Origin of the sequence: Pseudomonas sp. Pdm06, assembly GCF_014851795.1 — a bacterium.
GTDB lineage: Bacteria > Pseudomonadota > Gammaproteobacteria > Pseudomonadales > Pseudomonadaceae > Aquipseudomonas > Aquipseudomonas fluorescens_AA.
This window is the reverse complement of record NZ_JACVAH010000001.1, coordinates 296,583-317,218: the sequence shown is the minus strand read 5'-3', so window position 1 is coordinate 317,218 and position 20,636 is coordinate 296,583. Positions and strand designations below refer to the sequence as shown.

General features: G+C 61.7%; 18 protein-coding genes. 6 read left to right on the top strand and 12 right to left on the bottom strand.

Annotated features, from left to right (window positions below; translation table 11 throughout):
• Nucleotides 1–403 precede the first annotated feature (403 nt).
• The 4 genes from nirB to cobA are packed head-to-tail and all read left to right on the top strand — an operon-like array spanning nt 404 to nt 6,654.
• Nucleotides 404–2,857 (top strand): nitrite reductase large subunit NirB, encoded by a 2,454-nt coding sequence (gene nirB, locus IB266_RS01390; protein ID WP_060738486.1) that lies wholly within the window; start codon nt 404–406, stop codon nt 2,855–2,857.
• Complete coding sequence (nirD, locus tag IB266_RS01385; protein WP_018605256.1) at nt 2,854–3,171, top strand: nitrite reductase small subunit NirD; 318 nt, start codon at nt 2,854–2,856, stop codon at nt 3,169–3,171. The genes nirB and nirD overlap by 4 nt, the downstream gene beginning before the upstream one ends.
• Complete coding sequence (locus tag IB266_RS01380) at nt 3,171–5,888, top strand: nitrate reductase (protein WP_192259691.1); 2,718 nt, start codon at nt 3,171–3,173, stop codon at nt 5,886–5,888. The genes nirD and IB266_RS01380 overlap by 1 nt, the downstream gene beginning before the upstream one ends.
• A 10-nt stretch (nt 5,889–5,898) precedes the next feature.
• The gene (gene cobA, locus IB266_RS01375) at nt 5,899–6,654 is read left to right on the top strand and encodes a uroporphyrinogen-III C-methyltransferase (RefSeq protein WP_060738488.1); all 756 of its coding nucleotides are present in this window, start codon (nt 5,899–5,901) and stop codon (nt 6,652–6,654) included.
• A 217-nt stretch (nt 6,655–6,871) separates the two neighbouring features.
• Here cobA and IB266_RS01370 read toward each other — a convergent pair whose 3' ends face one another.
• The 8 genes from IB266_RS01370 to ppsA form a co-directional block, all read right to left on the bottom strand.
• The gene (locus tag IB266_RS01370; protein WP_060738489.1) at nt 6,872–7,906 is read right to left on the bottom strand and encodes an OmpA family protein; all 1,035 of its coding nucleotides are present in this window, start codon (nt 7,904–7,906) and stop codon (nt 6,872–6,874) included.
• A 107-nt stretch (nt 7,907–8,013) separates the two neighbouring features.
• Complete coding sequence (sigX, locus tag IB266_RS01365; RefSeq protein ID WP_003183614.1) at nt 8,014–8,604, bottom strand: RNA polymerase sigma factor SigX; 591 nt, start codon at nt 8,602–8,604, stop codon at nt 8,014–8,016.
• Nucleotides 8,605–8,695: 91 nt separating this feature from the next.
• Nucleotides 8,696–9,520, bottom strand: coding sequence for a mechanosensitive ion channel family protein (locus IB266_RS01360; protein ID WP_003199523.1), 825 nt, complete (start codon nt 9,518–9,520; stop codon nt 8,696–8,698).
• Nucleotides 9,521–9,522: 2 nt separating this feature from the next.
• The gene (locus IB266_RS01355; protein ID WP_014337331.1) at nt 9,523–9,768 is read right to left on the bottom strand and encodes a hypothetical protein; all 246 of its coding nucleotides are present in this window, start codon (nt 9,766–9,768) and stop codon (nt 9,523–9,525) included.
• Between the two features lie 64 nt (nt 9,769–9,832).
• Complete coding sequence (locus IB266_RS01350; RefSeq protein ID WP_060738490.1) at nt 9,833–10,828, bottom strand: zinc transporter ZntB; 996 nt, start codon at nt 10,826–10,828, stop codon at nt 9,833–9,835.
• A gap of 25 nt (nt 10,829–10,853) precedes the next feature.
• Complete coding sequence (gene rraA, locus IB266_RS01345) at nt 10,854–11,345, bottom strand: ribonuclease E activity regulator RraA (protein ID WP_192259689.1); 492 nt, start codon at nt 11,343–11,345, stop codon at nt 10,854–10,856.
• A 126-nt stretch (nt 11,346–11,471) separates the two neighbouring features.
• Nucleotides 11,472–12,461: an alpha/beta fold hydrolase gene (locus IB266_RS01340; protein WP_192259687.1), complete on the bottom strand. Its 990-nt coding sequence runs from the start codon at nt 12,459–12,461 to the stop codon at nt 11,472–11,474.
• A 157-nt stretch (nt 12,462–12,618) separates the two neighbouring features.
• Nucleotides 12,619–14,994 carry a phosphoenolpyruvate synthase gene (gene ppsA, locus IB266_RS01335; RefSeq protein WP_192259685.1) on the bottom strand — a complete coding sequence of 792 codons (2,376 nt, stop codon included), beginning with the start codon at nt 14,992–14,994 and terminating at the stop codon, nt 12,619–12,621.
• Between the two features lie 184 nt (nt 14,995–15,178).
• Between ppsA and IB266_RS01330 the strand changes: the two genes are divergently transcribed.
• Nucleotides 15,179–15,997, top strand: a complete 819-nt coding sequence (locus IB266_RS01330; RefSeq protein ID WP_003199510.1) for a pyruvate, water dikinase regulatory protein — start codon at nt 15,179–15,181, stop codon at nt 15,995–15,997.
• A gap of 132 nt (nt 15,998–16,129) precedes the next feature.
• Here IB266_RS01330 and IB266_RS01325 read toward each other — a convergent pair whose 3' ends face one another.
• A complete protein-coding gene (locus tag IB266_RS01325; protein WP_192259683.1) occupies nt 16,130–16,975 on the bottom strand; it encodes a type 1 glutamine amidotransferase domain-containing protein in 846 nt (281 codons plus the stop codon).
• Between the two features lie 103 nt (nt 16,976–17,078).
• On the opposite strand from IB266_RS01325, the gene IB266_RS01320 reads away from it, so the two are divergent.
• The gene (locus tag IB266_RS01320) at nt 17,079–17,975 is read left to right on the top strand and encodes a LysR family transcriptional regulator (protein ID WP_192259681.1); all 897 of its coding nucleotides are present in this window, start codon (nt 17,079–17,081) and stop codon (nt 17,973–17,975) included.
• A gap of 191 nt (nt 17,976–18,166) precedes the next feature.
• Here IB266_RS01320 and IB266_RS01315 read toward each other — a convergent pair whose 3' ends face one another.
• From IB266_RS01315 to IB266_RS01305, 3 genes are all read right to left on the bottom strand, one after another.
• Entirely contained in the window at nt 18,167–18,394 is a 228-nt protein-coding gene (locus tag IB266_RS01315) for an MbtH family protein (RefSeq protein ID WP_072407945.1), read from the bottom strand.
• A gap of 84 nt (nt 18,395–18,478) precedes the next feature.
• Nucleotides 18,479–19,891 (bottom strand): aspartate aminotransferase family protein, encoded by a 1,413-nt coding sequence (locus IB266_RS01310; RefSeq protein WP_192259679.1) that lies wholly within the window; start codon nt 19,889–19,891, stop codon nt 18,479–18,481.
• A gap of 97 nt (nt 19,892–19,988) precedes the next feature.
• A complete protein-coding gene (locus tag IB266_RS01305) occupies nt 19,989–20,510 on the bottom strand; it encodes a GNAT family N-acetyltransferase (RefSeq protein ID WP_192259677.1) in 522 nt (173 codons plus the stop codon).
• Nucleotides 20,511–20,636 lie beyond the last annotated feature (126 nt).

Genomic DNA, 20,636 nt, shown 5'->3' with positions numbered 1-20,636 from the left:
CAAGCTCGCTCCCACAGGTTTTGTGTCCACCGCAGATTCAATGTGGGAGCGAGCTTGCTCGCGATGGCGGCCTGATCGTCCATACAACTGCTCCTGCAAGACGCTCCAATACCGGGCAACCCGCTTTGATTCGGTGCAATAAATCCCTCTTCAACTCCATTCACCCGCCCCCCCCTCAATAAATACGCGCCTTCCAGCCACTTGGCACAACCACTGCATAACCTCTCTCACCATACATAAAGCAACGCCTCCAACGATGAAGGCGGTGCTTCCCGAGAGAACGGGACCAGGACAAAGGCGTCCTCGCTAGCTTGCTAGCGGGACGCCTTTTTTTGTTTTCGTAAAAATTGCCGAGCCAGTCCGATCGCCGTGATGAAACGGGCCTGGCTTGCGGAGAACCCTGATGAAAAAACTCAAACTGGTAATGATCGGCAACGGCATGGCCGGGGTTCGAACCCTCGAGGAACTGCTCAAGCTGAGCAACGAGCTGTACGACATCACGGTGTTCGGCGCCGAGCCCCACACCAACTACAACCGCATCCTGCTCTCGCCGGTGCTGGCCGGTGAGCAGACGTTCGAAGAGATCGTGCTCAACGACCTGAGCTGGTACCTGGACAACAACATCAAGCTGCTGCTCAACCGCAAAGTGGTGGAAATCGACCGGGTCAAGCGCCGGGTCATCGCCGAAGACGGCAGCGAAGCCGAATACGACCGCCTGCTCATCGCCACCGGCTCCACCCCGTTCATCCTGCCGATCCCCGGCAATACCTTGGACGGCGTGATCGGCTACCGCGACATCGCCGACACCCAAGCGATGATCGACACCGCCAAGACCCACAAGCACGCCGTGGTCATCGGCGGCGGCCTGCTGGGCCTGGAAGCCGCCAACGGCTTGAAGCTGCGGGGCATGGACGTGACCGTGGTGCACCTGGGCGAATGGTTGCTGGAACGGCAACTGGACAAGACCAGCGGCCAATTGCTGCAGACCGCCCTGGAAAACCGTGGCCTGAAATTCCGCCTCAGCGAGCAGACCCAGGCCTTGCACGACGCCGGCAATGGCCGGGTCGGCTCGGTCCAGTTCAAGAATGGCGACATCATCCCCGCCGACCTGGTGGTGATGGCCGCCGGCATCCGTCCCAACACCGCGCTGGCGGAAAAATCCGGCATCCCGTGCAACCGTGGGATCCTGGTCAACGACACGATGCAAACCTACGACCCGCGCATCTACGCCATCGGTGAATGCGCCAACCACCGCGGCACTGCCTACGGTTTGGTCGCACCGCTGTTCGAACAGGCCAAGGTCTGCGCCAACCACCTCGCCCAACTGGGCTTCGCCACTTACAAGGGCTCGGTCACGTCGACCAAGCTGAAAGTCACCGGCATCGACCTGTTCTCCGCCGGCGACTTCATGGGCGGCGAAGGCACCGAGACCATCACCCTTTCCGACCCCATCGGCGGCGTCTACAAAAAACTGGTGATCAAGGATGACGTGCTGGTCGGTGCCTGCCTGTATGGCGATACGGCGGACGGCGGCTGGTACTTCCGCCAGATCCGTGAAAACCACGGCATCAGCGAGATCCGCGATCACCTGATGTTCGGGGAAAACGCTTTGGGCGACGTCGGCCACCAAGGCCAGGACAAAGCCATGAGCATGGCCGACAGCGCCGAAGTCTGCGGCTGCAACGGCGTGTGCAAGGGCGCCATCGTCAAGGCGATCCAGGAGCACGGGCTGTTCAGCGTCGATGACGTGAAAAAACACACCAAGGCCGCCAGCTCCTGCGGCTCCTGCGCCGGCCTGGTGGAGCAGATCCTGATCAACACCGTCGGCGGCGCGGCGGACGTCAAACCCAAGAGCGAAAAAGCCATCTGCGGTTGCAGCGACCTCAACCACGGCCAGATCCGCCAGGCGATCCGCGACCAGCACCTGCTGACCATCGCCGGGGCCATGAGCTACCTGAACTGGCGCACCCCGAACGGCTGCGCCACCTGCCGCCCGGCGCTGAACTACTACCTGATCTCCACCTGGCCCGGCGAAGCCCAGGACGACCCGCAGTCGCGCCTGATCAACGAACGCGCCCACGCCAACATCCAGAAAGACGGCACCTACTCCGTGGTTCCGCGGATGTGGGGCGGCGTGACCAATCCTTCGGAACTGCGGCGCATCGCCGACGTGGCCGACAAGTACAACGTACCCATGGTCAAGGTTACCGGCGGCCAGCGTATCGACCTGCTGGGCATCAAGAAGCAGGACCTGCCCGGCGTCTGGAAAGACCTCGATATGCCGTCCGGCCACGCCTACGGCAAGTCCATCCGCACCGTGAAGACCTGCGTGGGCAGTGAGTTCTGCCGCTTCGGCACGCAGAACTCGACGCAACTGGGCATCGAGCTGGAACACGACCTGTTCAACATGTGGTCCCCCCACAAGGTCAAGCTGGCCGTCTCCGGTTGCCCACGCAACTGCTCGGAAGCCGGGATCAAGGACGTCGGCATCATTGGCGTCGACTCCGGCTGGGAGATGTACATCGGTGGCAACGGCGGGATCAAGACCGAGGTCGCCGAGTTTTTCGTCAAGCTCAAGACCGCTGAAGAAGTGCGTGAATACAACGGCGCCTTCCTGCAGTTGTACCGCGAGGAAGCCTTCTACCTCGAACGCACTGTGCATTACATGCAGCGAGTTGGCATGGAGCACATCAAGAAAGCCGTGCTGGAAGACCCCGAGCGGCGCAAGGCCCTCCACGAACGCCTGAAGTTTTCCCTGTCGCTGGAACAGGACCCTTGGAAGCAACGCCTGGAACAGCCTCAGTTGAAGAAAGAGTTCGAGGTCATCCCCGTGAAAAACCTGGAGGTGCCGGCATGAACTGGTTGGATATCTGCGCACTGGAAGAGATCAATATCCTCGGTTCGCGCATCATCAATGGCCCCAAAGGCGATATCGCGATTTTCCGCACCAGCGACGATGAAGTGTTCGCCCTCGATGACCGTTGCCCGCACAAGGGCGGCCCGTTGTCACAAGGCTTGGTCTACGGCAAACGCGTGGCCTGCCCGCTGCACAACTGGCAGATCGACCTGGAAAGCGGCCAGGCCCAAGCCCCCGACGTGGGCTGCGCCCATCATCATTCGGCCCGGGTCGAAAACGGCCGGGTGCAGTTGGCCCTGCGGGACGCAAGCTGATGAACCGCCAGATCACTGCCTCGACCTGCTGTTATTGCGGGGTCGGTTGCGGCGTCCTGATCGAGCATAACGGCGAGCGCATCCTCGGCGTCAGCGGCGATCCCGCCCACCCGGCCAACTTCGGCAAACTGTGCAGCAAGGGGTCCACCCTGCACCTGACCGGCGACCTCGCCGCCCGCGCCCTGTACCCGGAACTGCGCCTGGGCAAAGGCCTGGCCCGGGCCCGTACCGACTGGGACAGCGCCCTGGATCACGCCGCCAGCGTCTTCGCGGCGACCATCGCCGAACACGGTCCCGACAGCGTGGCGTTCTACATCTCCGGCCAGTTACTGACCGAGGATTACTACGCCTTCAACAAACTCGCCCGGGCGTTGGTGGGCACCAACAACATCGACAGCAATTCCCGGCTGTGCATGTCCTCCGCCGTGGTGGGCTACAAACGCAGCCTCGGCGCCGACGCCCCGCCCTGCAGCTACGAAGACCTGGAACTGAGCGACTGCGTGATGATCGTCGGCAGTAACATGGCCTACGCCCATCCCATCCTCTTTCGCCGCCTCGAAGAGGCCAAATCCCGCCGGCCGCAGATGAAAATCATCGTCATCGATCCCCGGCGCACCGACACCTGCGACCTGGCGGACCTGCACCTGGCGATCCTGCCGGGCACCGATGTCGCCTTGTTCCATGGGATTTTGCACCTGCTGCTGTGGGAAGACTGGGTCGACCGCGACTTCATCAAGGCCCACACCGAAGGTTTGGCGGACCTGAAGAACCTGGTACGCGACTACACCCCGGCAATGGTCGCCCAGTTGTGCGGCATCAGCGTCGAACAACTGCACCAGTGCGCCGAATGGGTCGGCACCTCGCCGAGCTTCCTGTCGCTGTGGTGCATGGGCCTGAACCAGTCCACCGCCGGCAGCGCCAAGAACAGCGCACTGATCAACCTGCACCTGGCCACCGGGCAAATCGGCCGGCCGGGGGCGGGCCCCTTCTCGCTGACCGGCCAACCCAATGCCATGGGCGGACGGGAAACCGGTAGCCTGTCGAACCTGTTGCCGGGCCACCGCGAAGCGGCCAACCCGGAGCATCGTGCCGACGTCGCCCGTTACTGGGGGGTTGAGCAATTGCCCGCCACCACCGGTTTGAGCGCCATCGAGCTGTTCGAGCAAGTGCGCAGCGGCAAGATCAAGGCCTTGTGGATCGCCTGCACCAACCCGGCCCAGTCGATGCCGGACCAGACAGCGGTACGCAAGGCCCTGCAAGCCTGTCCGTTCGTGGTGTTGCAGGAAGCCTTCCGGACCACAGAGACCGCCGCCTTTGCCGACCTGCTGCTGCCGGCAGCCAGCTGGGGCGAGAAAGAAGGCTCGGTGACCAACTCCGAACGGCGTATTTCCCACGTCCGTCGGGCCATCGGCGCACCGGGTGAAGCACGGCCGGACTGGGCAATCACAGTGGATTTCGCACAACGCCTGGAGAAACGTCTGCGCCCAGGCCAACCCAGCCTGTTCGCCTTCGACACCCCGGCCCAACTGTTCGATGAGTACAAGCAACTGACCCGTGGCCGCGACCTGGACTTGTCCGGCATCAGCCATGCCCTGATCGACCGCCTCGGCCCTCAGCAATGGCCCTTCCCGGACGGCGCCACGGTCGGGACGGCGCGCCTGTACGTGGACGGGATTTTCCCGACCGACAGTGGCCGAGCGCGCTTCGTGGCCGATCCCTATCGCGCCGCCCAGGAACTGCGTGACGCCCGCTACCCATTGACCCTCAACACTGGCCGCTTGCGTGACCAGTGGCACGGCATGAGCCGCACCGGTACCGCCGCGCAGCTGTTTGGGCATGTGAACGAAGCCGTACTCAGCCTGCATCCCGATGAACTGCAGCGGCATCGCCTGCAAGCGGGCGACCTGGTCAACCTCAAGAGCCGTCGCGGCAGCGTGATCGTGGCGGTGGACAGCGACGACAGCGTGCGCCCCGGCCAAGCGTTCCTGCCCATGCACTGGGGTGATCGATTCCTCAAGGGCGGCGTGAATACCCTGACTCAACCGGCTTTCGACCCCTTGTCGAAACAACCGGAACTCAAGCACAGCGGCGTGCGCCTGGAACCGGTGAACCTGCCTTGGCAGCTTTTCGCCTTGATCGAAGGCGATGTTCAACAGCATCTGGAGGCGCTGCGCCCCCTGTGCGAGGCGTTTTCCTACGTCAGCCTGAGCCTGACCGGCCGTGAGCGTCCCGCGTTGCTGATTCGCGCTGCCAGCGCCGTCGCACCCGAACCGCAACTGCTCCAGGCCATCGACGAGCAATTGGGCCTGATCGACGGGCCGGTGCTGGCCTATGACGACCCGCGTCGTGCCATCGGCAAACGGGTGCGCATCGAAAACGGCCGCATCACCGCCATTCGCCTGGCCGGCGAAACCCTGGCTCGGCACTGGCTGCAGAACCTGTGGCTGGAAGGCCGTGCCGATGAACAACTGCGGCGCTGGCTGCTGGCGCCTTTGAGCGCGCCGCCGGGCAATGTCGGCGCCGCAACGGGTGGCAGCAAAACCCTGTGCAACTGCATGAACGTCAGCCAGCGTGCGATCTGCGCAGGCATTGAACGTGGCTTGGACTTGCAGGGGCTTAAACAGGAATTGGGCTGTGGCACGCAATGCGGTTCCTGCGTACCGGAAATCAAACGCCTGCTGGTTGCCACTGCGCAACCGCTGGCGGCTATCTCGTGAGGAAAACACTATGAACGCAAAAGTCTGGCTGGTGGGTGCAGGTCCCGGTGACCCTGAATTGCTGACCCTCAAAGCCGTGCGCGCCTTGGGCGAGGCCGACGTGGTGTTGATCGACGACCTGGTCAATGCCGCGGTGCTGGAACACTGCCCCGCTGCGCGCATCATTGCCGTGGGCAAGCGCGGCGGCTGCCGTTCCACCCCCCAGGCCTTCATTCATCGGCTGATGCTGCGTTATGCCCGCCAGGGCAAATGCGTGGTGCGTCTCAAGGGCGGCGACCCGTGCATCTTCGGCCGCGGCGGCGAAGAGGCACAGTGGTTGCGCGAGCATGGCGTCGAGGTGGAGCTGGTCAACGGCATCACCGCCGGCCTCGCGGGGGCGACCCAGTGCGATATTCCACTGACCCTGCGCGGGATTGCCCGGGGCGTGACCCTCGTCACGGCCCACACTCAGGACGGTAGCAGCCTGAACTGGCAAGCCTTGGCTCAAAGCGGCACAACGCTGGTGGTGTACATGGGCGTGGCGAAACTGAGCGAGATCCGTGAGCAGTTGCTGGCCGGTGGCCTGGCGGCGAACACACCCGTGGCCATGATCGAAAACGCCTCCCTGCCCCACCAGCGTGATTGCCGCAGCGACCTGGCCTCGATGGAAGCCGATGCCAGCGCCTTCCAGCTCAAGAGCCCGGCGATCCTGGTGATCGGTGCGGTGGCCGGTGCCGCCGAACTGGCCGCGTCACAGCCTGCGTGGGTTCAGGCTTCGGCGCTGTAACAAACAACACCCAACCCAATGTGGGAGCGAGCTTGCTCGCGATAGCGTCGGGTCAGCAGCATCAATACTGGCTGACACACCGCTATCGCGAGCAAGCTCGCTCCCACAGGTGTTGTGTTTAACCAACGGTCTTGCGGCAACGCCCCCCCTCATTTTCATAAATCGCAGGCAAAGAAAAGCCCGGCCTAGGCCGGGCTTTTCCAAAGCTGTGGGCTAATTACTTAGCTTGAGCTTCAACCTGCGCTTCTACGCGACGGTTAACTGCACGACCAGCTTCAGTGGCGTTGTCGGCAACTGGGCGGGTTTCGCCGTAGCCAACAGACTGAACGCGGGACGATTCAACACCGTACTGGTTGGTCAGAACTTGCTTAACGGCGTTTGCACGACGCTCGGACAGTTTCTGGTTGTAAGCGTCAGGACCGACGGAGTCAGTGTGACCTTCAACAGTGGTGCTGGTGGATGGGTACTGCTTCATGAAGTCAGCCAGGTTCTTGATGTCGCCGTAGCTGTTAGGCTTGACGACCGACTTGTCGAAGTCGAACTTGACGTCCAGCTCAACACGAACGACTTCGGCAACTGCTGGGCAGCCATCAGCGTCAACGGTTACGTTGGCTGGGGTGTCAGGGCACTTGTCGACGTTGTCGCACACGCCGTCGTTGTCGCTGTCGGAGCAGACTTCAGCCGGAGCTGGAACTGGAGCAGCAGCAGGCTTGGAGCCGCCACCGAAGTTCACACCGATACCAACGCTTGGCGCCCACTCGGTGTCGCCCTGGTCGATGTTGTACTGAGCTTCAACGCCGGCACGGGCGTAGAAGTTCTCGGTGAAATACAGCTTGGCGCCGCCACCAACGTTGGCGAAGGTAGAACGGTTACGACCGTTGCTGCCATTCTGGTCGATGCTCTGGTCGGAGAAGCCGGCCGAAACGTAAGGACGCAGCATGTCGCCTGGGTTGTTGAAGTGGTACAGGGCGTCCAGAGCGGTGTTGGCGCCCTTGACGTTAGTGCCGTCGTCGGTACGTGCGTTGTGCACTTCGTCGTAGGCCAGACGCAGTTCAACGTCGTCGGTCAGAAAGTAACCAACCGAACCGCCGAACAGGTTGCCGTTGTTCTTGAAGTTACGAGCGCTGTCGAATTGTTCTTTCTTGGCGAAGCCTTCGATTTCAACTGCGCCTTGGCCTTGTGCCAGAGCGCCGAACGAAGTGGCAGCAATCAAAGAACCAATGGCAAAGCCCAAGGTGTTTTTCAGTTTCATCCGTTAAATCCCCATCTGGTGATTGTGAAGCAGTCCCGCAAACCGGGGGACAACTCGGCGGCAAGTCTATCAGAACTTGCCTACACGTAAGAGATATTTGCGCCGAACTAAGTTTCAGCAATGCCCGCAAATTTCTCACGCAATTTGTCAAGAGCGCGCTTGTAACGCATTTTTGTCGCGCTCAAACCCATGTGCATTATGTCTGCGATCTCCTGGAATTCCAGCTCTGCGACAAATCGTAGCACCAGAATTTCCCGGTCGATCGGGTTTACATAGACCAGCCAGCGATCGAGTCCACCCTTTTCCTCGGGCTTGGGCGCCTTATCTTCCGACGCTTCCTCGAGAGGGTCCAGGCTCAACGCGTCCATCAAGCGACGCTTTCGCCGTTCCTTGCGATACTGCGTGATGCATTCGTTGTACGTGATGCTGTAGAGCCACGTCTTGAACTTCGATTTCCCCTCGAAGTTCTTCAGGCCATACAGCACCTTCAACATCACCTCCTGACAGACATCGTCAGCATCACGATCGTTCCCGAGATAACGCGCACAAACGTTAAATAAAGTTCTCTGATAGCGACGCATCAACTCTTCATAGGCGCGTGTTACGTGGAACAGCTCCGTATGCGCCCGCGCGACCAACTCCTCATCGGAGAGATCACGGGGGTCGTAGCGCGTGGATAGCGATTGGGGTTTGTTCAAAACAAGTCGGGCCGACAGTCTAGGTCAATGTGCGCCGCAGCCTGTGGTAGCAGGCATTTCGCGGCGGCATACATTAGCAGGATTTGCCGGGTTAGCGGCTACTCACATGCTGTTCCAGCAGGATCCGATTGGAAAGCGACACCAACTCGCCCTCCTCGGTCAGCAATGTGGTTTTCACCGTGCCGATCTCCTCGATCTGGCCTTCGACCTCGCCAACACGCACTTGTTGCCCAACCTCATACAATTCACGCACATAGATTCCCGCAAGAATCTGACCGGCGATTTCCCGGCTTCCCAATCCCATTGCCAGCGCAACCGCCAGACCAACGGTAATTAATACGATCACGATCACGTGGTTGAGCAGGTCAGTCTTGACCTCCAACTGGCTGATCGCCACCGAAATACTGATGATAATCACCAGGCCCTGGGCGATACGCCCCACGCCAGCGGCATAGTCCAGCCCGACGCCTTCGGCCGCACCGCGTACCAGCCCATTGGCCAGTTGTGCCAGCAGGACCCCCACCAGCAATACCAGCGCAGCACCAAAAACCTTCGGCAAATACAATGCAAGCATATCGAGCGTAGCTGAAACTCGCTCAAGGCCAAGGGATTCTGCTGCGGAAACCAGGAAAATCAGCAATACGAACCAATAGACGATCTTGCCGACCAAGGTCGAGATCGGCACCTGGATGCCGCCACGGGACAGCAACTTGGTCAGGCCGGTGCCGCCCATCAGGCGATCGAGGCCCAGCTTGGCGAGCAGCTTGGACAGCAGCGTGTCCAGCAGCTTGGCCACGACAAAACCCAGCAACAGCACCACCAGCGCCCCGAAGAGGTTCGGGATGAAGTTGGCTACCTTGGTCCACAACGCAGTCATTGCCGTGACGAGGCTCTGGGTCCAGAGATCAAGTTCCATATTCAATCAGCCTTATCAGCGGTGCGAGTAACAGGTTTACGACGGGAAACCGGCGAGACATGGGCCGATCCGTTATTCAGGGCGATCATCAGTGCGGGCAACCAGCGGCCCAGCAGACTGAACAGATCGCCCGCGCCGACCTGGCGGTTGGCGGTTTTCAGTACACGTCCCAGGCATGCATCGTCGTCCCGGCTGGACGGCGAAGCCTTGAGCATGTCGCGCAAAGACTGTTCAAACGGATCGTGCATACGCACCTCTCGTGATGTCTGTGGAAGACGCGATCAAATTTCGTCGGGTCACATGAAACCCCTGTCACACCCAGCGCAAACGGCGGAACAACCACCACTGCCCCAGTGCCACGCAGATCATCAGCAGGCACGCGACCATGAAACCGTAGGGGCTTTCGGAAAACGGAATGCCGCCCACGTTGATACCTAAAAGGCCGGTGAGAAAACTCATCGGCAGGAAAATCCCGGTGACGATGCCGAAGCGGTACATGGTGCGGTTCATGCGTACCGAAAGGCGTCGGTCTTCGGCCTCCAGCACAAGCCCCACGCGCTCTCGAGTCAATTCCAGCTCCTCGAGGTAACGGGTCAGGCTGTTGTTCAATTCGTTCCAATAGTCACCGTCATCATCGAAAAACCAGGGCAGCTTGAGCCGCGTCATCTGGCCGAAGATGTCCCGCTGTGGCGCCAGGAATCGCTTGAGTCCGGCGGCCCTTCGACGGATGTGCAAAATGGCGTCGTGCTCGGGGGTATACCGTTCGTCGGTATCAAGCTTTTCTTCCTCGCCATCGACGATTTCGGACAGGCAAGTGACCAGGTCCTGCACCTTGTTGGTGAGGTATTGCGCCATATAAAGGATGAGTTCGGACGCTGTTTTCGGCCCCTTGCCCTCGGCCAGTTGCGCCAACAGTTCATCGGTGGCACGCAACGGACGCAGGCGCAGGGAGATCACCCGCTGGGCGGACGCGAAGATCCGTACCGACACCATGTCTTCCGGCTCGGCGCCCGGGTTGAGGTTGATCCCCCGCAGGAACAGCAGCAGTTCGGCATTGGGCAACGGCAACAAGCGCGGCCGGGTGTTCTCTTCGAGCAGCAGGTCGCAGTTGAATTCGCTCAGGCCGCTGGATTTGCGCAGCCAGGTGTGGGTTTGCGGATGACTGCGATCCCAGTGCAGCCACAGGCTTTCGTGGGCCTGCAACTGCAAATCGTCGAGTTCGGTCCGGGCTATGGAACGCGCGCCGCCTTTACCGTCCAGCACCAGGGCATGCACCAGCCCCCATTGCGCGTTTTCTTCCTCGAACATCCTCATCCCTTATGGCTGTGGCGCTTCATTCAGGCATTTTCAGCGGGCTTGGCGAAACGATCACGCCGTTGTTGTCGGCATAGACATACTCGCCCGGGCGGAACGTCACGCCGGCAAAGGTCACTGCCACATTGAGCTCGCCGACACCACGCCGGTCGGTCTTCATCGGATGGCTGGCCAGGGCCTGAACCCCGAGGTCGGTCTGGGCGATGACATCGACGTCGCGGATGCAACCGTAGATCACCAGCCCTTCCCAGCCATTTTTCGCGGCTTTTTCCGCCAGCATGTCCCCCAGCAGTGCCCGGCGCAGGGAACCGCCGCCGTCGACCACCAGCACCTTGCCGTTGCCCTTGAGTTCAACCTGCTCCTTGACCCGCGAGTTGTCCTCGAAGCACTTGATGGTCACGATTTCGCCGCCGAAGGAATCGCGGCCACCGAAATTGCTGAACATCGGTTCCAACACCTGCACCAGTTCCGGATAGGTGTCGCACAGGTCGGGCGTGAGGTAATGGTTCATCGAACAACTCCTGGAAGGCTGGAACGTCAGACTGAATGAGCAACCGTTTGTGACTGGAACTGCTTGAAGCGTCATATCTTAGCCGCAAGCCGACCAGAGCGAAATGCCCTTGTCAGAGCCTTCGCCTCAAACCGCCTCGGCCAACTGGGGCTGCTCTGCCAGCAGGGGGGCCTGTTGATCCTCGAGCCAACGCGCCACCAACGGCCAGACCTCAAGGTGGGCGGCCTTGCTGACCAGCATCTCGACATGACCGAAATCGTCAGTGAAACCCTGTTTCCGGCCCAGGCAGACAAACTGCTTGTGCACGGAGCCGAGCTGATCGAAAAGTTTGCGGCAAGCCCAGGTCGGGTCCTGGTGATCACCCGCGGCACTCACCGCCAGCACCGGCAACTGGACATCGGCCAACCCGGCCCACCAGTTCTTCTCTGCATCGCCGAAACGCCCGAACAAACCGTACCAACGCATGCTTTCCAGGGCCAGGCCGATGGGCTCGTCCTCGGGGCCGCGCTTGAGCCTTGAGCCGGACAATTGGGCAAAGCGTTTGAGAATGAAGCGGCCACTCCATTCCACCGGAGGGATCTTCAGCGGCCAGTAGGTGCGGCTGACCTGGGTGCCGAAAAATGCCGCCGACGCCACGGCAGGCTCGCCCAGGTAGTGGCCGCCCAAGGCTGCCGCCAGGGTGATGCCCCCCAGGGAATGACCGATCCAGTGGGGAACCTGCCCGCTCTGCTCACGCACGAAGGCGCCAATGGCCGGCAAGTCGTAGCGGGCGTAGTCGGCCACTCGATTGTGGCGATAGCCCTGGTTGCGCTGGGAGAGCCCATGGCCGCGCATCTCGGGGATCCAGACATCGAATCCCAGGCGTGCCAGGTACGCCCCCAGGCCCAGGCCCTTGGGTGAATACCAGAAGCGCCGGTTGGAAAAACTGCCGTGCAACAGGATCACCGGGACGCCGCGGGTCTGGCCGGCATCGGCCATGCCCAGCCGGGTCACGGCCAGTTCGACGCTGTAGTCCGGGCTGTTGCCGGGTTTCAAGCGATAGACATCTTCGCTCAGATCACCGCGCCGCTCGGCGCTGATCAGGGCGACAGGAAATAGGTCGCTGCTGCTTTGCATAATCTTCTTGCACAAAAAAAGACGACTGTGGGAGCGAGCTTGCTCGCGATTGCGTTGGATCAGCAAAATAATCTTGGCTGACACTTCGCTATCGCGAGCAAGCTCGCTCCCACAAAGGTTACCCGGCTTACATTACCGGTGAGGTCCCTTCACTCGATCAGACCGCCGCCTGACCCTCGGCCAGGAAGAACCAGGTTTCCAGCACGGAGTCGGGGTTCAACGAAACGCTTTCGATGCCCTGTTCCATCAGCCACTTGGCCAGGTCCGGGTGGTCCGAAGGACCCTGGCCGCAGATGCCGATGTACTTGCCAGCCTTGTTGCAGGCGGCGATGGCATTGGCCAGCAGCTTCTTGACCGCCGGGTTCCGCTCGTCGAACAGGTGGGCGATGATCCCGGAATCGCGGTCCAGGCCCAGGGTCAGCTGGGTCAGGTCGTTGGAACCGATGGAGAAACCGTCGAAGAACTCGAGGAACTCTTCAGCCAGGATGGCGTTGGACGGCAGTTCGCACATCATGATCACGCGCAGGCCATTGTCGCCACGGGCCAGGCCGTTTTCCGCCAGCAGGTCGACGACCTGGCTCGCTTCGCCCAGGGTCCGCACGAACGGCACCATGATCTCGACGTTGGTCAGGCCCATCTCGTTGCGCACGCGCTTGAGGGCGCGGCACTCGAGCTCGAAGCAGTCGCGGAACGATTCGCTGATGTAGCGCGACGCGCCACGGAAGCCCAGCATCGGGTTCTCTTCTTCCGGCTCGTAGAGCTTGCCGCCGATCAGGTTGGCGTATTCGTTGGACTTGAAGTCCGACAGGCGCACGATGACCTTTTTCGGCCAGAACGCCGCCGCCAGGGTGCTGATGCCTTCCACCAGCTTCTCGACGTAGAAACCGACCGGATCGTCGTAGCCGGCAATGCGCTTGTCGACGCTGTCCTTGATTTCCTGGGGCAGGCCGTCGTAGTTCAGCAGTGCCTTGGGGTGCACGCCGATCATGCGGTTGATGATGAACTCCAGGCGGGCCAGGCCCACACCGGCGTTCGGCAACTGGGCGAAGTCGAAGGCGCGGTCCGGGTTGCCGACGTTCATCATGATCTTGAACGGCAGCTCGGGCATGGCGTCCACGGAGTTCTTCTTGATGTCGAAGCCCAGTTCGCCCTCGAAGATGTAGCCGGTATCGCCTTCGGCGCAGGAAACAGTCACGCCCTGGCCATCCTTGAGCAGTTGGGTGGCGTTGCCGCAACCGACCACGGCCGGGATCCCCAGTTCACGGGCGATGATCGCCGCGTGACAGGTACGCCCGCCGCGGTTGGTGACAATGGCGCTGGCGCGCTTCATCACCGGTTCCCAGTCCGGGTCGGTCATGTCGGAGACCAGTACGTCGCCGGCCTGGACCTTGTCCATCTCCGAGACGTCCTTGATGATCCGCACCTTGCCCGCGCCGATGCGCTGGCCAATGGCCCGGCCTTCCACCAGCACGGTGCCGGTTTCCTTGAGCAGGTAGCGCTCCATGACATTGGCCTGGGTGCGGCTTTTCACGGTTTCCGGACGGGCCTGCACGATATACAGCTTGCCGTCGTCACCGTCCTTGGCCCACTCGATGTCCATCGGGCACTTGTAGTGCTGCTCGATAATCATCGCCTGCTTGGCCAGCTCGCTGACCTCGGCGTCGCTCAGGCAGAAACGCGCGCGCTCGGCCTTGTCCACGTCGACGGTCTTCACCGAGCGACCGGCCTTGGCTTCGTCGCCGTAGATCATCTTGATGGCCTTGCTGCCCAGGTTGCGGCGCAGGATGGCCGGGCGACCGGCTTGCAGCGTGCCCTTGTGAACGTAGAACTCATCCGGGTTCACCGCGCCCTGCACGACGGTTTCACCCAGGCCGTAGGCGCCGGTGATGAACACCACGTCACGGAAGCCGGACTCGGTGTCGAGGGTGAACATCACGCCGGCGGTGCCGGTTTCGGAGCGGACCATGCGCTGCACACCGGCGGACAGGGCGACCAGCTTGTGGTCGAAGCCCTGGTGCACGCGGTAGGAAATGGCACGGTCGTTGAAAAGGGAGGCGAAGACTTCCTTGGCGGCACGGATGACGTTTTCCACGCCACGGATGTTCAGGAAGGTTTCCTGCTGGCCGGCGAAGGAGGCATCCGGCAGGTCTTCGGCGGTGGCCGAGGAACGCACGGCGACGGCGATATCGGGATTGCCTTCGGACAGCTTGGCGAAAGCGGTGCGGATCTCGGCGTTCAGTTTCTCGGGGAACTCGGCTTCCATGATCCATTGACGGATCTGGGCACCGGTCTTGGCCAGGGCGTTGACGTCATCGACGTCCAGGGCATCGAGCGCATCGTGGATCTGCTTGTTCAGGCCGCTCAGTTCCAGGAAATCACGATAAGCCTGGGCGGTCGTGGCGAAGCCACCTGGCACCGATACGCCGGCACCGGCGAGGTTGCTGATCATCTCGCCCAGGGATGCGTTCTTGCCCCCCACATGCTCCACATCATGGACGCCGAGCTTATCGAGGGAAACTACGTACTCTACCAAGGTGATCTCTCCACTAACTGTGTTGGAAAAGCTCAAGGCACCGGCGGCTCCAGGGGAGCGCTTGCCGGCGATATGGCCTGGACCTGGAAAATAAGTGAGAATGCGGGCCACTGGCGGCCGGCAAATCGCGCCTATCATATCCAAGAATCGTCACTAGCTCACTAGCTTAAGGCCCAAGGCGCAAATGAAACGATCTGCTTTCTTTATCTCCGACGGCACCGGCATCACGGCCGAAACGCTAGGCCAAAGCCTGTTGGCACAGTTCGAAAACATTACCTTCGCCAAATTCATACGTCCGTACATCGACAGCGTCGACAAGGCGCGGGCCATGGTACAGCAAATCAATAAAGCCGCCGAAACCGACGGTTTCCGCCCGATCATCTTCGATACCATCGTCAATCAGGACATCCGTGAGATTCTTGCAACGTCCAATGGTTTCATGATCGACATTTTTTCCACCTTCCTGGCGCCCCTGGAACAGGAACTGAGCGAGCACTCTTCCTACTCGGTCGGCAAGTCCCATTCCATTGGCCACAACTCCAACTACATGGAGCGGATCGAGGCGGTCAACTTCGCGCTGGACAACGATGACGGCGCCCGCACGCATTATTACGACAAGGCCGACCTGATCCTAGTGGGCGTGTCGCGTTGTGGTAAGACACCGACGTGCCTGTACATGGCGATGCAATTCGGCATCCGCGCGGCCAACTATCCGCTGACCGAAGACGACATGGAGCGCCTGCAACTGCCCAGCGCCCTGCGCGCCCACCAGCACAAGCTGTTCGGCCTGACCATCGACCCGGACCGCCTCACGGCGATCCGCAACGAGCGCAAGCCCAACAGTCGTTATTCAAGCTACGCCCAGTGCGAGTTCGAAGTGCGTGAGGTGGAAAACCTGTTCCGGCGGGAGAACATTCCCCATATCAACTCCACGCATTTTTCCGTGGAAGAGATTTCGGCGAAGATCCTGGTGGAGAAAGGGGTGGAGCGGCGGTTCAAATAACCAGACGGTGTGCCACAAAACCTGTGGGAGCGAGCTTGCTCGCGATGACGGAGTGTCAGCCAACATTGATCTTGCTGACCCGCCGCAATCGCGAGCAAGCTCGCTCCCACAAGGGTTGGGAAGTCTTCCGGCCTATGGTTTCAACCGCTCAACCAACGCCTGCCCCACCGCCAGCGCCGACGCCGGGTTCTGGCCGGTAATCAGTTCCCGATCCGTCACCACATGGGCAGTCCACGGCGCGGTGTTGCTGCTGTACTGCCCGCCAGCCTGCTGCAACGCGGTCTGTGGGTAGAATTTCATGCTCCCACCGCCCAGCAGCCCCTTGGCCAGTTCTTCTTCCTGATTGCTGATCACGGTCATTTTGTACCCGGCGTAGATCCAATTCGACGGGGCCGAGGCCTGGCCTTTGGTAGTCAACTGACCAACGAAGCCCTTGGCATCAGGCAGGGTCGACAGCAACGCGATCGGCCCGTGGCAGACCAGCGCGGTGGTCTTGCCCTTGTCATGGAAGTGCGTCAACACCCGCCCCAGCGGTGCGCTCGTGAGCAAATCCTGCATGGGCGCATGCCCGCCGGGAATATACAGGGCATCGAACTGCTCCAGACCGATCTGCTCGACACGGGCCAGGCTGATCACCGGCGAGTCCTTGGCCGAAGTGATGTTCAGTTGCGCCAGCAACGCCTGGTAGCGCTCTAGCTCCGCCGGATCATTGTTGAAGTACATCTTGTCCACCGAGGACCGGTCCAGCGTCGGCGCCTTGCCCTCCGGGGTGGCGAACGTCACGTGGTGACCGGCATCCAGCAACAGCTTCACCGGTTGCAGCAATTCGTTGAGGTAAAACCCGGTGGAGAAGACCTTGCCATTGTTCAGATCCAGATGATCGGAATCCGACAGGACCACCAGCACGTTATCGGCATGGGCCGCGACGCCAATACCCGCCAGAACAACAGACGTTGCCAAGGTCGTGAGCTTTTTCATGATGACTCCAGGCTGTTTCGATAAAAGATGCGCTCACTGTATTGATGCGCTCACCGGCGATAAACTGGCGCACCGGAACATCACTTGGCCCCTGGAGGCAACAATGGCCCGTCGATTCGATTATCTGGCCGACGTGGAAGCCTTCGTCACGGTCGTGGAAAAAGGCACGCTCAGCGCCGGTGCCGTGGCGCTGGGCACTACGCCTTCGGTCCTGAGCCGTGCCATCTCCCGCCTCGAAGCCCGGCTCGGCGTGCAACTGTTGCGACGCACGACCCGGCGCCTGAACCTGACCGATGCCGGCACCTTGTACCTGGAACAGTCGCGCTCGGCCTTTGCCCTGATTGACGACGCCGAGCGGCGAATCCAGGGCCAGGATGGTGTCTTGACCGGTCGTGTGCGCTTGAGCGTACCGACCACCTACGGTCATTACCGCCTGCCATCGCTGCTGTCGCGTTTCGCCGAGGCTTACCCGCAAGTTCGGGTCGAGCTGAGTATCACCAACCGCAATGTCGATCTGGTGGCCGAGGGGTATGACCTGGCGATCCGCCTTGGGCCGCTGCCGGACAGCGGCCTGGTCGGACGCAAGCTCGAAGACGCCCGCCTGTGCCTGGTGGCCGCGCCGCACTACCTGGAACGCGCCGGGATGCCCCGGCACGTCGATGAACTGGCTGCCCACGCCTGCCTGCCCTTCGTAATGCCCAGCAGCGGACGTATCGCACCCTGGCTGTTTCGCGACAATCATGAAGACCGGGAATGGCTGCCGGCGGGCAATGTGCAAGTGTCCGATGATGTATTGGGTATCGTGTCCCTGGCACAGGCCGGGATGGGGATCTGCCAGACCTATGAATTCATTATCCGGGAACGAATCGAGCGTGGGGAACTGGTGGCTTTGCTGGAGGACTTTGGCGGGCGCAGCCGACCCTTTTCAATCATCTACCCGCCCCATCGGCAATTGCCGGCGGCGGCACGGGCGTTGATTGATTTTTTGATCGAGCAATAGCTGGTAACGCCGGCCGACCTCTGTGGGAGCGAGCTTGCTCGCGATTGCGGAGTGTCAGCCGGCATTAATGTTGCCGATCCACCGCTATCGCGAGCAAGCTCGCTCCCACAGCTGTTCTGATGTGACTGCAAGATTTGCATTCTCCCACAGCCTTCCTGTGGAAAGCTTTCTTGCTGCCACAGGCTCTACATTTAGTGGGCCGCAGCCGCCTGCTCGTCCATTTTCTTGCGCAGGCTCAGCGGGCGCATGTCGGTCCAGACTTCTTCGATGTAGGCCAGGCACTCCTTCTTGAAGCCGCTTTTACCGACGGTACGCCAGCCCTCGGGGATGGCCTTGTAGTCTGGCCAGATCGAATATTGCTCTTCGTGGTTGACCACGACCTGAAAGACGATGTCCTCGCGGTCGAATACTGAAGTCATGGTTGTCTCTCCATCTTTGCTCGAGGTTCGCTGCGTCACATGCGCAGCCAGGATATGAAAGGAACGTACGGGGCCTGCTGAAAATTAGCTGTCGGTGACCGCCGCATGCAGGGCTCGCCCGAAAATCTCGGCGACCCGGTCGATTTCGGCCCGGGTGATGATCAACGGCGGCAGGAACCGCACCACGCCGCCCTGGCGACCGCCCAGTTCCAGGGTCAGCCCGCGCTTGAGGCATTCGCGTTGCAGCCGTGGCGCCAGCTGTGCATGCACTGGTGGATGGCCCAGGGCGTCCGGCTTGCCCGCCGGATCCACCAACTCGACACCGAGCATCAGCCCGCGACCGCGGATATCGCCCAGTTGCGGGTAGTCCCGCTGCAGGATGTGCAGGTGTTCGCTCAGGCGTTCGCCCATGGCGGCGGCGTGGGCCGGCAGGTCGTGCTCACGCAGGTAGCGCATTACCGCGGAGCCGGCGGCCATGGCCATCTGATTGCCACGGAAGGTCCCCGCGTGAGCACCCGGTAACCAGGTGTCGAGCCAGTCGCGGTAAACCACCACCGCCAGCGGCAGGCTGCCGCCAATGGCCTTGGACAACACCACCACGTCCGGGATGATCCCGGCATGCTCGAAGGCAAACATTTTGCCGGTACGGCCGAAGCCGCTCTGGATTTCATCGACGATCAACGCCACCCCTGCCTGCTCGGTGATCCGCCGCAAGCCGCGCAGCCAGTCCAGGTCGGCGGGAATGACTCCGCCCTCGCCCTGCACCACTTCGACGATGACCGCCGCCGGCAATTGCACGCCAGCCTCCGGGTCGTTCAGCAGGTTTTCCAGGTAATGCAGATTGGCCTTCACGCCCTCGACACCGCCCAGCCCGAACGGGCAGCGGTATTCGTAGGGGTATGGCATGAACTGCACGCCGCTGCTGAGCAAGGCGCCCAAGGGTTTCTTCGGCCCCAGGCTGCCCATCAGGCTCAATGCCCCCTGACTCATGCCGTGATAACCGCCCTGGAACGACAGCACGGTGCTGCGTCCGGTAGCGGTACGCACCAGCTTGAGGGCGGCTTCCACCGCGTCGGTCCCGGTGGGGCCGCAGAACTGGATCTTCGCCTCGGCGGCCAGCTCCACCGGCAACAGGCCGAACAGGTCCTGGACGAAGCGGTCCTTGACCGGCGTGGTCAGGTCCAGGGTGTGCAACGGCAGCTCGTCGGCCAGCACCTGCTGGATCGCGTCGATCACCACCGGGTGGTTATGCCCCAGCGCCAGCGTGCCGGCGCCGGCCAGGCAATCGATGAAGGTGCGGCCCTCGACGTCTTCGACATACAACCCCTTGGCGCGCTTGAGCGCCAGGGGTATGCGCCGTGGATAGCTGCGGGCATTGGACTCCTGCCGACTCTGGCGAGCGAGCAGCGGCGACTCATTGAACTGGTAGAGCGTCTCGGCCGGCACGGGGCTGACCCGGGCCGGCTGTGCTTCGATAAGGCTGTTGGCGACTGACATCTCTCGACCCCGCAGTACGTAGTGACCCAAAACGACACACCGGGCAGGTGCGCATCCGGTCGGGGCGCACATGCAGGTTTCCTGTAGTGGAAACGCATCAGCCACGGGGGGATTTACTCGCGGGCAGCACTTTCTCCTGTGGCGCGATCAGTGGCTTGTGCATCGCAATGGCCTTGACCCCGCCGATGGCGAAGGCATCAGCGCTTTGCTCGAACCCCAGGTGTCGATAGAAAGCCTGGCTGCTACGGGTGCTGTTGAGGCGCACCCGGACCACCCCGCGCCCGCGCAGCCAGGCCTCGATGTCCCGCACCAGCGCCTGGCCGACACCGCGGCGGAAGGACTCCGGCTGTACGTAGCAGAAGGCGATCCGGCCACTGGCAGAGGCCATGGCGACACCCGCCGGCCGCCCCTGCAAACGGGCCAGGGTCAGGCGCAAGCGTGGGTCGACCAGCCAGGGGCGGATATGCGCGAGGGTGTTGTTGCGTACCCACGCGGCGACGACAGTGGGATCGTTGCGATGTTCGGCGGCACACCCGACCCGGATGGAGCGTTCGGCGATGCGGCTGATGATGCCGGCATCGCTGGGCGTGGCCGTGCAGATTTCGATGAAGGTGTCCATGGCGCGGTTTTCCTCAGTCCTTGAGTCGAGCTGAAAAAAACATAGACCCGGATAAGGCCGGGGCGCCAATGGCAGGTCGTTACAGCAGATGTACAACGACCTCCCGCCGAGTGCGCCTGTAGGAGC